The organism is Microbacterium sp. LMI13-1-1.1 (genome assembly GCF_040815625.1).
Classification (GTDB): Bacteria; Actinomycetota; Actinomycetes; order Actinomycetales; family Microbacteriaceae; genus Microbacterium; species Microbacterium forte.
In genome coordinates this window covers 15747-30007 of the sequence record NZ_JBFPNL010000008.1, presented here as the reverse complement: position 1 = coordinate 30007, position 14261 = coordinate 15747, and the positions used below count along the sequence as shown (strand labels likewise).

Sequence of the window (14261 nt, the reverse complement as noted above, 5' to 3'; positions counted from 1 at the left end):
CCCGGATGCCGGGACCCGCACCGGCATCCGGCATACCGGTGCCGAGTCGATGCGCGCCAGCCGAGTCCAGATCCGGTGAATTCGGACGTGCGGAGCGCCCGCACGCAGAACGGACAAGACAGAGAAGACCCCCGCCGACCCGATTCGACGGGGGTCTCTTCGGGAGCAGACGCTCACCGTAGGCGCGGATGACGTGACTACCCGATCCGGTCTGAGTCTGTGTCCGCGCATGTGCAGTTGTAGTCGGCGAAGGTGTCCGGACGGTGAACGCGGCGAGAAATCCTCGTCGTCCGAGATTCGCCACTCTGGAAGCGTTTGCGACTTTCGACCAGCACCGCCCCGCGCACCCCTGACTTTTCGCCACAGCACTCCTGCAAGCGCTTGCAGTCCGGAGCGACGCCCTGCTAACTTCACTCGCAAGCCTTAGGACACGTCGTCGTGTCCGCCCGCCATCCAGGGAGCATCACTTGTTCAAGCCGGCTCGGTCGAAGACGACCGCCTCACGTCCGCTCGCCCTTCTCGCCGCCGCCGCGCTCGTCGTCTCGGGGTTCGGCGCCGCCGGCACCCTGGGCGCACCGCACGCTTCCGCCGCCGATCGAACCGTGGCCCTCGTGGGATCGCTGCAGTCCGAACTCGGCTGCGCTGCCGACTGGGCGCCCGACTGCGCCGAGACCGAGCTCGAGCCCACGGGCGCCGAGGGCGTCTACTCCGCTGAGTTCGAGGTGCCGGCTGGCACCTGGCAGTACAAGGTCGCGGTTAACGACGGCTGGGACGAGGCGTACGGCCTCGACGGCGGCGCCGACGACATCCCCCTCACGGTCGCGGGCCCGACGACCCTGCGCTTCACGTTCGACGACACCCTCAAGCGGGTGGGTCTCGAGGCGACCGAGGTGCGCGGCGGCTACACGGCAGACGACGACGCGCTGGTCGAGAGCCCGGCACGTCAGGCAGGAGCCGGCGAGCAGTTCTACTTCGTGATGACGGATCGCTTCGCGAACGGCGACACCTCCAACGACGCCGGCGGCCTCGAGGGCGATCGGCTCACCACCGGGTTCGACCCCACCGACAAGGGCTTCTACCAGGGCGGCGACATCGCCGGCATCCGCGACAACCTCGACTACATCGAAGGACTCGGCACCTCGGCGATCTGGCTGACGCCCAGCTTCGCCAACAAGCCGGTGCAGGGCGAGGGCGCGAACGCCTCGGCCGGGTACCACGGCTATTGGATCACCGACTTCACGCGCATCGACCCCCACCTCGGCACCAATGAAGAGCTGCAGGCGTTGATCGCCGACGCGCACGCCCGCGGCATCAAGGTGTACTTCGACATCATCACGAACCACACCGCCGACGTGATCGACTACACGGAGGGTCAGTACTCGTACATCGATCAGGCGACGAGCCCCTACACCGATGCCGCGGGCACGGCGTTCGACCCGGCCGACCACGCGCGCACCGGCGGCTTCCCCGAGCTCGATCCGGCGACCAGCTTCCCGTACACGCCGGTGGTGGCCGACAGCGAGACCGACGTCAAGGTGCCGGCCTGGCTGAACGACCCGACGCTCTATCACAACCGCGGCAACTCGACCTGGTCGGGCGAGTCGGTCACCTACGGCGATTTCGACGGACTCGACGACCTGATGACCGAGCACCCGACCGTCGTCAACGGCTTCGTCGAGGTGTACGACAAGTGGATCGACCTGGGCATCGACGGCTTCCGCATCGACACCGTCAAGCACGTGAACTTCGAGTTCTGGGAGAAGTGGACAGCTGACGTCCTGGACTACGCGCATGAGCAGGGCAACGACGACTTCTTCATGTTCGGCGAGGTCTACGACGCCGATCCGGTGAAGCTCGCGCCCTACGTGCGCGACACCGACATGAACTCGATCCTCGACTTCACCTTCCAGTCCTCCGCCGTCAGCTATGCGTCCGGCAACTCGGCCAAGGGCCTGCAGTCCCTCTTCGCGGGCGACGACCGCTACACGACACCCGATTCGTCGTCGACCGCCCTGCCCACGTTCCTCGGCAACCACGACATGGGGCGGGTCGGATCCTTCCTGCAGTCGACGGATGCTCCGCTGCAGCGCGACGAGCTGGCGCACGAGCTCATGTTCCTCACCCGCGGCCAGCCCGTCGTCTACTACGGCGACGAGCAGGGCTTCACGGGCGCCGGCGGCGACAAGAACGCCAGGCAGTCGCTGTTCGCCACCCAGGTGGCCGAGTACGCGGACCAGAACCTCATCACGGGCGAGCAGGCAGGCTCCGTCGACCGCTACGCGATGGATGCCGCGCTCTACGAGCACATCGCCGCGCTGTCAGAGCTCCGCGAGTCGAACCCGGCTCTCGGCGAGGGCGCGCAGATCGAGCGCTACGCGGCGTCCGGCGCAGGCGTCTACGCCTTCTCGCGGGTGGATGCCGACGACAAGGTCGAGTACCTGGTCGCGGTGAACAACGCCGCGACCGCGCAGACGGTCGACCTCGCGACGCTGACCGCCGACGCCTCCTACGAGGTGCTCTACGGTGACGCCGCACCCCTCACCACGGATGCCGGCGCCGCCGCCTCGATCACGGTGCCGGCCCTGTCGGCCGTGGTCTGGAAGGCCGACTCCACCGTCACGGCGCCGACCGAGGCGGCATCCGTCTCGGTGTCCGCGCCGGCAGCCGGTGCCGGCGTCTCGGGCCAGTCCGCCGTGCAGGCCGACATCGCCGACCAGTGGGCGCAGACCAGCTTCGCCTGGCGCGTCGTCGGCTCTGACCAGTGGCAGGCCCTGGGCACGGCGGAGGACACCGATCCGCGTGTCTTCCACGACATCCGCGATCTCGCGAACGGCACGCTCCTCGAGTATCGGGCGGTGACGACCGACGCCGCCGGCAATCACGCCGCCGCCTCGACCTATGCCTCGGTCGGCAACGCGGTGACGCTCGACGCGGGCGAGGAGCCCGAGTCGCCGATCGACATGGTGACGGTGCCAGGCAGCCTCAACTCCGAGATGGGCTGCGCGGGCGACTGGGATCCGGCGTGTGAGAAGGCGAAGCTGACCCTTCGTGCAGACGGCGTGTGGGAGGGGACCTTCGACCTGCCGGCGGGCGACTACGAGTACAAGGCCGCGGTCAACGGCAGCTGGGCGATCAACTACGGAGCGAACGGTGTGCCGGACGGCGCGAACGTCACTCTCACCCATGCGGGCGGGCCGATCACCTTCTACTTCGACCCGCGCACGAACATCGTGCAGTCCACGGCAGACGGCCCCATCGTGACGCTGCCCGGCTCTCTGCAGGACGAGCTCGGGTGTGCGGCCGACTGGTCGCCCGACTGCCTCGGCACCCTGATGGCCGACGGCGACCGCGACGGCGTCTACGAGTTCTCGACCGCGGATCTGCCGACCGGCGCCTACGAGCTCAAGGTCGCGCACGGCCTGAGCTGGGCCGAGAACTACGGAGCCGACGGAGTGCCCGGCGGCGCGAACATCTCGTTCAGCGCCACCGAGGGCACGGTGACGTCGTTCCGCTACACGCTGGCGACGCACGTGCTCGAGGTCGGCAGTGACACCCCGCAGCTCCCCGGCGTCGGCGAGCAGCGCGCGCACTGGGTCGATGCCGAGACGATCGCATGGCCGGCCACGCTCGGGTCCGTCGAGAGGGCGGCCTTCCAGCTCTATTCCTCGGCAGACGCGTCACTCGCCGTGGTCGACGGCGCGGTCGCGGGAGCAGAGCCGATCGCGCTCGACCTGATCGACGGGGGTCTGACCGATGAACAGCTCACCCGATTCCCGGCGCTCGACGGCTACCTCGCCCTGCGGGTGACGGACGCGGATGCCGCGGCGCTGCTGCGCACGCAGCTCGCGGTCGCCCAGCGTGACGAGGCAGGAGCGCTCACCGCGTTCACCGGCGTGCAGATCGCGGGTGTGCTCGACGACGTCTACGCGGCTGCACTCGACGACGTCGATCTCGGTGTGACGTTCTCGGGCAAGAACCCGACGTTCCGACTGTGGGCGCCGACTGCCAGGAGCGCGACGATGCTCACCTGGGACGAGGGTGCCGAGGGCGACCCGGTGCGCCACGAGGCCACATGGGATGCCGCGTCGGGTGTGTGGTCGGTGAAGGGCAAGAAGGATCTCAAGGGCGACGAATACCTCTGGGAGGTCGTCGTCTACGCTCCGACCACCGGGGCCATCGAGACGAACCAGGTCACCGATCCGTACTCGATCGCCCTCACGCGGAACTCGCAGCGTTCGGTCGCGATCGATCTCGACGACAAGGCCTGGCAGCCGAAGCAGTGGCAGAAGACGACGTCGCCGATCGTGGAGCGGGCGGTCGACCGGGCGATCTACGAGCTGCACATCAGGGACTTCTCGATCAGCGACGAGACGGTTCCGGCTGCGGAGCGAGGCACCTACCTCGCCTTCACGCGTGACAGCGCAGGCACCGATCAGCTCACGCAGCTCGCGGATGCCGGCATCAACACCGTGCACCTGCTGCCGTCGTTCGACATCGCGTCGATCGAGGAGGACAGAGCGGTGCAGGCGATGCCTGACTGCGACCTCGCCTCGCTCGGCCCCGCCGATTCGGCGCAGCAGGCGTGCATCCAGGCGGTCGCCGATGCCGACGGCTTCAACTGGGGCTACGACCCGTACCACTACTCGACGCCCGAGGGCTCGTACGCGGTCGATGCCGACGGCGGGGCGAGGGTCAGCGAGTTCCGGTCGATGGTCGGCGCGCTGCACGACATGGACCTGCAGGTCGTCCTCGACCAGGTGTTCAACCACACCGCGGCATCCGGTCAGGCCGAGAAGTCGGTGCTCGACCAGGTGGTTCCCGGCTACTACCACCGGCTCAATGCGGCGGGCGGCGTCGAGACCTCGACGTGCTGCCAGAACGTCGCGACCGAGCACCTCGCCGCAGAGAAGCTCATGGTCGACTCGATCGTGACCTGGGCGCGCGACTACAAGGTCGACGGCTTCCGGTTCGACCTCATGGGGCACCACTCGACGACGAACATGCAGGCCATCCGTGACGCGCTCGACGCGCTGACGCTCAAGAAGGACGGCGTCGACGGATCCGCGATCCACCTGTACGGCGAGGGCTGGAACTTCGGCGAGGTCGCCGACAACGCCCTGTTCGAGCAGGCCACACAGGGCCAGCTCGGAGGCACGGGCATCGGGACGTTCAACGACCGGCTGCGCGATGCCGTGCACGGCGGCAGCCCGGTCGATGCCTCGTCGACGTTCCGCCAGGGGTTCGGCACGGGTCTCGGAACCGATCCGAACGGCGATCCGATCAACGGCACCGTCGAGCAGGCGCTCGCCGACCTCGGGCACGAGACCGATCTGGTCAAGCTCGGGCTCGCAGGCAATCTGCGCGACTTCACGTTCACGACGAGCGACGGCGCAGTGACGGCCGGAGAGGCCATCGACTACCGCGGCTCGGCGGCGGGCTATGCCGACCAGCCGGACGAGACGATCAACTACGTCGACGCGCACGACAACGAGACGCTCTACGACCTCTCGGTTCTCAAGCTGCCGGTGGACACCCCGATGGCCGACCGCGTGCGCATGAACACGCTGGAGCTCGCGACCGTGACGCTCTCGCAGTCTCCGTCGTTCTGGCACGCCGGCACCGAGCTGCTGCGGTCGAAGTCCCTCGACCGCAACAGCTACAACTCGGGCGACTGGTTCAACCGCATCGATTGGACGGGTCAGGAGTCGACCTTCGGCTCCGGGCTCCCGACAGCCGCCGACAATGAGGAGAAGTGGCCGATCATGGCGCCGCTGCTCGCCGACCCCGCGCTCACGCCCGCCCCCGCCGACATGGCGGCAGCCGAGGCATCCGCTCTCGATCTGCTGCGCATCCGCGACGAGGTCGACCTGCTGCGTCTCGGCTCGGCCGAGCTGATCCGGCAGAAGGTCACGTTCCCGAACGGCGGAGCGGGCGCAGCGCCCGGCGTGATCCTCATGCAGATCGACGATCTGGCGGGTCCCGATGCCGACGCAGAGCTCGACGGAGCACTCGTCGCGTTCAACTCCTCGCCCTCGCCGGTCACGCAGACGGTGACCGGCTTGGCCGGGCGCTCGTTCGCACTGACGCCGGCTCAGGCGAACGGAGCGGATGCCGTGGTCAAGACCACCACCTGGGACGCCGCGACCGGCACCGTGACGATCCCCGCCCGCTCGGTCGCCGTGCTCGTCGACGACCAGGTGCAGCCGATCGACACCCGCGTGCGTGCCACGTCGGACACTCTCGTGAAGGCGGGCAGGAGCGCGACCGTGAAGGTGACCGTCACCGCAGACGACGGGAGCGCCCCTGTGGGAACTGTGACGGTGCACGACCGCGGCAAGGTCGTCGCCACGATCGAGCTGACGCCGGCCGACAAGGGCAGGGCCACGGCCTCGGTGCCGAAGCTCGGTCGGGGGATCCACCTGCTCACGGTGCGATTCGACGGCACGGAGCCGTGGCAGGACTCGCGCGGTACGCGCAGTCTGCCCGTGATCGTCTACTAGAACGAGGAGACCGGATGCCGGGCTCATGTCCCCGGCATCCGGTCTTCGGTGCCGCTCGCTACCAGGCGTAGGCCTCGGGAGCGGGTCCGCCGGGACCCGGCCAGATGCGGTCGAGCTCGGCGAGCGTCTCGGCATCCAGCGTCACGTCGAGCGCCTCGACGGCCGAGTCGAGCTGGTCGATCGTCCGCGGGCCGATCACGGGAGCCGTCACCGCCGGCTGGTGCAGCAGCCAGGCGATCGCGACGACACCGGGGCGGATGCCGAGCTCGGCACAGAACGCCTCGTAGCGCTCGATCGCAGGACGACGGTCGCCGAGCGCGTCGAGACTCGACCGGGAGCGATCGGTCTTCTGGAGCACCCCGCCGAGCTGTCCGCTGGCCAGCGGCGACCAGGGCAGCAGCCCCATGCCGTACTGCTCCGCGGCGGGCACGACCTCGAGCTCGACGGTGCGCTCGGTGAGGTTGTAGAGCGACTGCTCGGTCACCGGGGCCGGATAGCCGGATGCCGCCGCGATCTCGTGCACGCGCGCGAGGTGCCAGCCGGCGAAGTTCGAGCTGCCGAGATAGGTGATCTTGCCCTGCTCGCGCAGCGTCGCGAAGGCGCTGAGCGTCTCGTCGAGCGGCACCTCGCGGTCGATGTGGTGCATCTGGTACAGGTCGATGCGGTCGGTGCCGAGTCGCCGCAGCGATGCGTCGACCGAGGCGCGGATGTGCACAGCCGACAGGCCCCGATCGTTCGATCGCGGGCCCATCACGCCGAACACCTTGGTGGCGACGATCAGGTCGTCGCGGGTGCCGCGGTCCTTCATCCAGCGTCCGAGGATCTCCTCCGACTGCCCGGGGTGGTCGCCCCACCGGCCTCCGCCGTAAACGTCAGCGGTGTCGATGAAGTCGATGCCGGCCTCGACCGCGCGATCCAGGATGGCGCGCGAGGCCTCTTCGTCGATCACGGGACCGAAGTTCATGGTGCCGAGGGCCAGGCGGCTCACTCGAGCGCCGGCTCGTCCGAGACGGGTGTACTGCATCAGCTGTTCTCCTTCTGCGAGTGGTGCGGTGGTGGCGAGTCGCTCGTGTCGATGAACGCCCATCCGAACGCGCCGAGCTCGCGGCGTGCATCGGTCGAGCCCGTGAGCACATCGGTGCCGATCACGTCGACGTCGATCGGCTCGGCGCTGTGGTTGATGACGGTGAGGATACTGCCGCGGCGCGCGATCTCGACGTGCTCGGGGAGCCCGGGGATCTCGGCGGCGACCCCGGCCTCGGAGGCGAGCCAGCCCAGCACCGCGGTCATGCCCGCGTCGTCCGGGATCGTCGCGAGGTAGAAGCCGTTCCCGGCACCTGCCCGCTTGCGAGTGAAGGCCGCGCGCCCCGCGGTGCGACCCTCGGTGAAGCGGCCGAGCACCTCGGCATCCTGCACGATCAGCTCTTCCGCGAAGTACTGCCCGACGATCCGGCCCGCTGGTCCGTCGAGCGGTGCCTCCGACTGGCCGGGCCCGTCGGGCACAGCGTGGCTCGCGACCTCTCCGGCCGAATCCGCCGAGCGCACGGACTCGGGCGGCACGAGCGCCCCGAAGTCCTCGAGCGCGACTCCGAGAACATCCCGCAGCGAGACGATGAACCCGCCCTCGCGGAACGCATCGTCCTGGTCGACCACGTCGCTGAACGCCGAGATGAAGAGGTTCCCACCCTGCTCGACATAGGCGGACAGATTGGCCGCGCCCTCGTCGCCGAGCAGGTACTGCTGCGGTGCGACGACGAGCGAGTACGCGCTGAGGTCGCTCGTGGTGTTCACGATGTCGACCGCGAGGTTCTGTCTGTGCAGTGCCGCATGCCAGCGGTGCGCGAGTGTGAGGTAGTCGAGCGCGATCGGGTGGTCGCGGCCGTCGATGGCCCACCAGTTCTCCCAGTCGAAGACGAGCGCGATGCTCGCCCCCGAAGAGACGTCCGGAAGGTCGGGCAGCTGGGCGAGCTGACCACCGAGCTCTGTGACCTCTCGCCAGGTGCGGGTGTCGAGCCCCGCCTGCGGCACCATCGCCGAGTGGAACTTCTCGCTGCCCCGGCGCGACTGCCGCCACTGGAAGAACATGATGCCGTCGGCGCCGCGGCCGACCGCCTGGGCGCTGATCGCCGCCATCTGGCCGGGTGCCTTCGGGGCGTTCGTCGGTCGCCAGTTCAGGGCGTTCGTCGACTGCTCGGTGAGGATCCACGGCACGCCGGGCTTCAGGCCCCGCATCAGCTCGCGCGCGAACGCCGCCCCGCGAAACGACTCGGGGTCGTTGGGGTCGGGGTAGTTGTCGTCGCTGATCACGTCGACCTCGGCGGCCCACTTCCAGTAGTCGGCCGGCGGGAACGCGCCCATGAAGTTCGTGGTGATCGGCTGGGTGGCGCCCGAGGCGCGGATGATGTCGCGCTCCATGACGTACAGCTCGAGCAGGGTGTCGGAGGTGAAGCGCTTGAAGTCGAGCACGCTCGTCGGATTGATGCTGTACGGTGCCTTGCGCGGCGGCAGGATCTGCTCGAACGCCGTGTAGCGCTGCGACCAGAAGTCGGTGCCCCACGCATGGTTGAGGGCGTCGATCGTCGAGTACCTGCGCTGCAGCCACAGCCGGAAGGCGTCGCGCGCCGAGTCGGAGTAGTCGTAGTGCAGGTGGCAACCGTACTCGTTGTTGACGTGCCACAGCACGACGGCCGGATGATGCGCATAGCGCTCTGCGAGCGCCGTGACCAGCTCGGCGGCGAGACGGCGGTACACCGGTGACGAGGGGGCGAAGGCCTGTCGGCTGCCCGGCCAGAAGGTCGAGCCGTCGGCATCCTGGGGCAGCATCTCGGGGTAGGCGGTCGTGGCCCACGGGGGAGGGGATGCGGTGGCGGTGGCCAGGTCGACCCGGATGCCGCCCTCGTGCAGCAGCCCGATGATCTCGTCGAGCCACTCCCAGTCGAACTCACCCTCGGAGGGCTGGATGCGCGACCACGAGAAGATGCCGAGGCTCACCATCGTCACGCCCGCTTCGCGCATGAGCCGCACGTCTTCGGGCCACACCTCTCGTGGCCACTGCTCGGGGTTGTAGTCGGCGCCGTAGTGCATGGGTCTCCAGGGTCGAGGTCGATGACCGGTCCTGACGACCCTACTCGGGAAGCGCTTTCCTGGAAAGGGCATGCCTTGGGGTCTCGCGATACAAGGACGCCCTAGTAAATCGACGGATCCCGAAGTACCATCGTCATAGTGCCAACGACGGCGCGAAGGGACATCGCACAATGACTCGTACCATTCCCCACTTCGTAGGCGGAAAGCACCTCACCCCAGAAGGGGGCCGCTTCGCCGACGTGTTCGATCCGAGCACCGGATCCGTCCAGGCGCGCGTGCCGCTGGCCTCAGCCGGCGAGGTCGCCGACGTGATCGCGAACGCCGAGGCCGCGCAGGTCGAGTGGGCCGCGACGAACGCCCAGAAGCGCGCTCGCGTGCTGCTGCGATTCCTCGATCTGGTGCAGCACGAGATGCAGTCGCTCGCCGAGCTGCTCGCGAGCGAGCACGGCAAGACCGTCGACGACGCGAAGGGCGACATCCAGCGGGGCCTCGAGGTCATCGAGTTCTCCGCGGGGGCTCCGCACCTGCTCAAAGGCGAATACTCGACCGGCGCCGGTGCGGGAATCGACGTCTACTCGATGCGGCAGCCCCTTGGCGTCGTCGCGGCGATCACCCCGTTCAACTTCCCCGCCATGATCCCGCTGTGGAAGGCGGGGCCCGCGCTGGCCGCCGGCAACGCCGTGGTGCTCAAGCCCAGCGAGCGGGATCCCTCGGTGCCTGTGCGCATCGCCGAGCTGTTCCTCGAGGCAGGACTCCCCGCCGGCGTGCTCAACGTCGTGCACGGAGACAAGGAGGCCGTCGATGCCCTGCTGACCGACGACCGCATCCGGGCCGTCGGTTTCGTCGGCTCGACGCCGATCGCCGAGTACATCTACTCGACGGCCGCCGCGCACGGCAAGCGCGCGCAGTGCTTCGGCGGTGCCAAGAACCACATGATCGTGATGCCCGACGCCGATCTCGACCAGGCCGTCGACGCGCTGATCGGCTCGGGCTACGGCTCGGCGGGCGAGCGCTGCATGGCGATCTCGGTCGCGGTGCCGGTGGGGCAGGAGACCGCAGACGCTCTCGCCGCCGAGCTCACCGAGCGTGTGGCGCAGCTGCGCATCGGACCGTCGCTCGCAGCCGACGTCGACTACGGGCCGCTGGTCACGCGCGCTGCCGTCGAGCGGGTCGAGGGCTATATCCAGCAGGGCGTCGACGAGGGCGCGACGCTTCTCGCCGACGGGCGCGGGTTCTCCGTGCCGGGGCACGAGCAGGGCTTCTATCTCGGCCCGACGCTGTTCGACCACGTCACCACCGACATGGCGATCTACCGCGAGGAGATCTTCGGCCCGGTGCTCGTGATCGCCAGGGCCGCCGACTACGAGGAGGCGCTGCGCATGGCATCCGAGCACGAATACGGCAACGGCGTCGCGATCTTCACCCGCGACGGCGACGCCGCCCGCGACTTCGCCGCCCGCGTCGAGGTCGGCATGGTCGGTGTGAATGTGCCGATCCCCGTGCCGATCGCCTATTACACGTTCGGCGGCTGGAAGCGCAGCGGATTCGGCGACCTCAACCAGCACGGCGCCGACGCCTTCCGCTTCTACACGAAGACCAAGACCGTCACGAGCCGCTGGCCGTCTGCGGGGATCCGCGACGGCGCGAGCTTCGTGATCCCCACCATGCACTGACGATTCTTGTTCGTTGAGCGAGGCCGGCGAAGCCGCCCGAGACGAAACGCACGACCCCAGGAGATGACATGACCATGACAACCGTCACCACCACCGCCGAAGAGCGCGAGGCCATTCTCGACGCCGTCCGGGACTTCGCCGACACCGAGCTCGCCCCGTTCGCGGCCGAGCGCGATGAGAAGCACATCTTCCCGCGGGAGACGCTCGGCAAGGCCGGCGAGCTCGGTCTCGGTGGCATCTACGTACGCGAGGACTTCGGCGGCACCGGCCTCAGCCGCTCCGACACGGTCGCGATCTTCGAAGAGCTCGCCAAGGGCGACCCCGCGGTCGCCGCCTACATCTCCATCCACAACATGGTCGTCTGGATGATCGACACCTACGGCGACGACGCGCAGCGCGGCCGGTGGCTGCCCGCTCTCACCGCGATGCAGGAGTTCGGCGGGTACTGCCTGACGGAGCCGGGCGTCGGATCGGATGCCGCGAACGTCGCCACGAGTGCGGTGCGCGACGGAGACGATTACCTGCTCACGGGCGTGAAGCAGTTCATCTCGGGCGCCGGCGAGGCCGCGGTCTACGTCGTCATGGCGCGCACCGGCGAGCCGGGTGCCCGCGGCATCAGCGCCTTCCTGGTTCCCGGAGACGCCGACGGCCTCAGCTTCGGCGCGCCCGAGAAGAAGATGGGCTGGCACGCGCAGCCGACCCGCCAGGTGATCCTCGACGGCGTGCGCATCCCCGCATCCGGAATGCTCGGCGACGAGGGACGCGGTTTCGCGATCGCGATGTCGGCGCTCAACGGCGGCCGTCTCAACATCGCGGCGTGCTCGCTCGGCGGTGCGCAGTGGGCCCTCGACCGTGCGGTGCAGTACGTGCACGAGCGTGTCGCGTTCGGCGAGCCGCTGGCCGAGAAGCAGTCGATCATGTTCGCGATCGCCGACATGCGCACCGACCTGCAGGCCGCTCGCCTCATGGTCAGGGACGGCGCTTCGGCGGTGGATGAGCAGGCGCCGGACGCGACGATGCGCTGCGCCATGGCCAAGCGCTTCGCGACGGATGCCGGATTCGACGTCGCCAACCGCGCGCTGCAGCTGCACGGCGGCTACGGCTATCTGCAGGACTACGGCATCGAGAGGGTCGTGCGCGACCTGCGGGTGCATCAGATCCTCGAGGGCACCAACGAGATCATGCGTCTGATCGTCGGCCGCGAGATGCTCCGACCCGCGGGGTCGGCGTCGCTCCAGCGGAGCGGCGAAGACCGGATGCGGGGCGCATCATGACTCGCATCGCCTTCCTCGGGCTCGGCCACATGGGCCTGCCGATGGCGAAGAACCTGGTCGCGGCGGGGCACGAGGTGCACGGGTTCGACCTGGTGCCGGCTGCGGTCGAGGCGGCGCAGGCCGTCGGCATCCCGGTCGCAGCGAGCGGAGCGGATGCCGTGCGCGACGCCGACGTGGTGATCACGATGTTCCCCGCCGGAAGGCATGTGATCGACGCCTACCGCACCGAGCTGCTGGCCGCCGCCCGCCCGAACACCCTCTTCATCGAGTCGTCGACGATCGCGGTCGATGAGGCCCGTGCGGCGCATGCGCTGGCGCTCGCCGCGGGGCATCGCAACGTCGACGCCCCCGTGTCGGGCGGTGTCGTGGGCGCCGAGAACGGCACACTCGCCTTCATGGTCGGCGGTTCCGACGACGACTTCTCGGCCGCGCTGCCGCTGCTCGAGGCCATGGGAAAGCGCATCGTGCACTGCGGTGGCCCCGGACTCGGGCAGGCGGCGAAGGTCTGCAACAACATGATCCTCGCGGTGTCGCAGATCGCGGTCGCCGAGGCGTTCGTGCTCGGCGAGCGGCTGGGGCTCGAGCATCAGGCGCTGTTCGACGTGGTCTCGCAGGCATCCGGTCAGTGCTGGTCGATCACGACCAACTGCCCCGTGCCCGGGCCGGTGCCGACGAGCCCGGCGAACCGCGACTACCAGCCCGGATTCGCCGGTGCCCTCATGGCGAAGGACCTCGGGCTCGCGCTGCAGGCGATCGAGCAGACGTCGACCGATGCGCAGATGGGACGTCTCGCACAGCAGCTCTACGCGGCATTCGCCTCAGGAGACGGCGCGACCCGCGACTTCTCGGGCATCATCACCGACATCCGCGACGGCTCTGTGTGACGCACTCGCGACATACTGAGATGACCACGACGGAGAGGGTTTCACGATGACCGAGTACGAGACGATCCTGGTCGAGCAGCGCGGACGAGTCGGGTGGATCACCCTCAACCGTCCCGAGGCCCTCAATGCGCTGAACAGCCGCCTCGCCGAGGAGGTCACGGCTGCGGCTGTGGCGTTCGACGGCGACGACGGCGTGGGCGCGATCGTCGTCACGGGGTCGGAGAAGGCGTTCGCCGCGGGTGCTGACATCAAGGAGATGGAGTCGATGTCGGCCGCCGAGATGCTCGAGACCGACCACTTCGGCGTCTGGCACGAGTTCGCCGCGGTGCGCACCCCGGTGATCGCCGCCGTCTCGGGTTTCGCGCTCGGGGGAGGATGCGAGCTCGCGATGATGTGCGACATCATCCTCGCCGCCGATACCGCCAAGTTCGGCCAGCCCGAGATCAATCTCGGCGTCATCCCCGGCATGGGCGGCACGCAGCGCCTGATCCGCGCCGTCGGCTATTACAAGGCGGCCGAACTGGTGCTGTCCGGCCGGTTCATGGGCGCCGAAGAGGCGGAGCGCTCCGGGCTCGTCTCGCGTGTGGTTCCCGCATCCGAGCTGCTCGCGGAGGCGACGACGCTGGCCGAGACGATCGCGTCGAAGTCGCTGCCGTCGGTGTTCGCCGCCAAGGCCGCGCTCGACGCCGCGATGGAGACGACGCTCGCCGACGGTCTGGCCCATGAGAAGAAGGCGTTCGCCGCGCTCTTCGACACCGAGGACCAGAAGGAAGGCATGTCGGCCTTCCGGGAGAAGCGTGCGCCCGACTTCCGCAACCGCTGACCTCCGCGGAGGGGCGCCGCTGC

7 protein-coding genes are annotated in these 14261 nt (G+C 69.0%); 5 read left to right on the top strand and 2 right to left on the bottom strand.

The features are described from left to right. Window positions 1–467 precede the first annotated feature (467 nt). The gene (pulA, locus tag MRBLMI13_RS17505; RefSeq protein WP_367824248.1) at window positions 468–6500 is read left to right on the top strand and encodes a pullulanase-type alpha-1,6-glucosidase; all 6033 of its coding nucleotides are present in this window, start codon (window positions 468–470) and stop codon (window positions 6498–6500) included. Between the two features lie 58 nt (window positions 6501–6558). Here the strand turns inward: pulA and MRBLMI13_RS17500 are convergent, their stop codons facing one another. Then, window positions 6559–7524, bottom strand: coding sequence for an aldo/keto reductase (locus tag MRBLMI13_RS17500; RefSeq protein WP_367824247.1), 966 nt, complete (start codon window positions 7522–7524; stop codon window positions 6559–6561). Beyond that, on the bottom strand, window positions 7524–9584 hold the full coding sequence (locus tag MRBLMI13_RS17495; protein WP_367824246.1) for a beta-galactosidase: 2061 nt from the start codon (window positions 9582–9584) through the stop codon (window positions 7524–7526). Before MRBLMI13_RS17495 ends, MRBLMI13_RS17500 begins: the two co-directional genes overlap by 1 nt. 170 nt (window positions 9585–9754) lie before the next feature. Here MRBLMI13_RS17495 and MRBLMI13_RS17490 point away from each other — a divergent pair, with 170 nt between their 5' ends. The 4 genes from MRBLMI13_RS17490 to MRBLMI13_RS17475 all read left to right on the top strand — a co-directional run bounded on the left by MRBLMI13_RS17490 (window position 9755) and on the right by MRBLMI13_RS17475 (window position 14238). Beyond that, the gene (locus MRBLMI13_RS17490) at window positions 9755–11257 is read left to right on the top strand and encodes a CoA-acylating methylmalonate-semialdehyde dehydrogenase (protein ID WP_367824245.1); all 1503 of its coding nucleotides are present in this window, start codon (window positions 9755–9757) and stop codon (window positions 11255–11257) included. Window positions 11258–11325: 68 nt separating this feature from the next. Continuing rightward, a complete protein-coding gene (locus MRBLMI13_RS17485) occupies window positions 11326–12531 on the top strand; it encodes an acyl-CoA dehydrogenase family protein (protein WP_367824243.1) in 1206 nt (401 codons plus the stop codon). Next, window positions 12528–13415 (top strand): 3-hydroxyisobutyrate dehydrogenase, encoded by an 888-nt coding sequence (gene mmsB / locus MRBLMI13_RS17480; protein WP_367824241.1) that lies wholly within the window; start codon window positions 12528–12530, stop codon window positions 13413–13415. Before MRBLMI13_RS17485 ends, mmsB begins: the two co-directional genes overlap by 4 nt. 46 nt (window positions 13416–13461) lie before the next feature. Further along, window positions 13462–14238 carry an enoyl-CoA hydratase gene (locus tag MRBLMI13_RS17475; protein WP_042541428.1) on the top strand — a complete coding sequence of 259 codons (777 nt, stop codon included), beginning with the start codon at window positions 13462–13464 and terminating at the stop codon, window positions 14236–14238. The last annotated feature ends 23 nt before the right edge of the window (window positions 14239–14261 follow it).

Bases quoted from the DNA above. Each gene is read 5' to 3' on its own strand.
- MRBLMI13_RS17475 (WP_042541428.1), top strand. From the start codon at position 13,462: ATGACCGAGTACGAGACGATCCTGGTCGAGCAGCGCGGACGAGTCGGG.
- MRBLMI13_RS17490 (WP_367824245.1), top strand. From the start codon at position 9,755: ATGACTCGTACCATTCCCCACTTCGTAGGCGGAAAGCACCTCACCCCA.
- MRBLMI13_RS17500 (WP_367824247.1), bottom strand. From the start codon at position 7,524: ATGCAGTACACCCGTCTCGGACGAGCCGGCGCTCGAGTGAGCCGCCTG.
- MRBLMI13_RS17495 (WP_367824246.1), bottom strand. From the start codon at position 9,584: ATGCACTACGGCGCCGACTACAACCCCGAGCAGTGGCCACGAGAGGTG.
- MRBLMI13_RS17485 (WP_367824243.1), top strand. From the start codon at position 11,326: ATGACCATGACAACCGTCACCACCACCGCCGAAGAGCGCGAGGCCATT.
- mmsB (WP_367824241.1), top strand. From the start codon at position 12,528: ATGACTCGCATCGCCTTCCTCGGGCTCGGCCACATGGGCCTGCCGATG.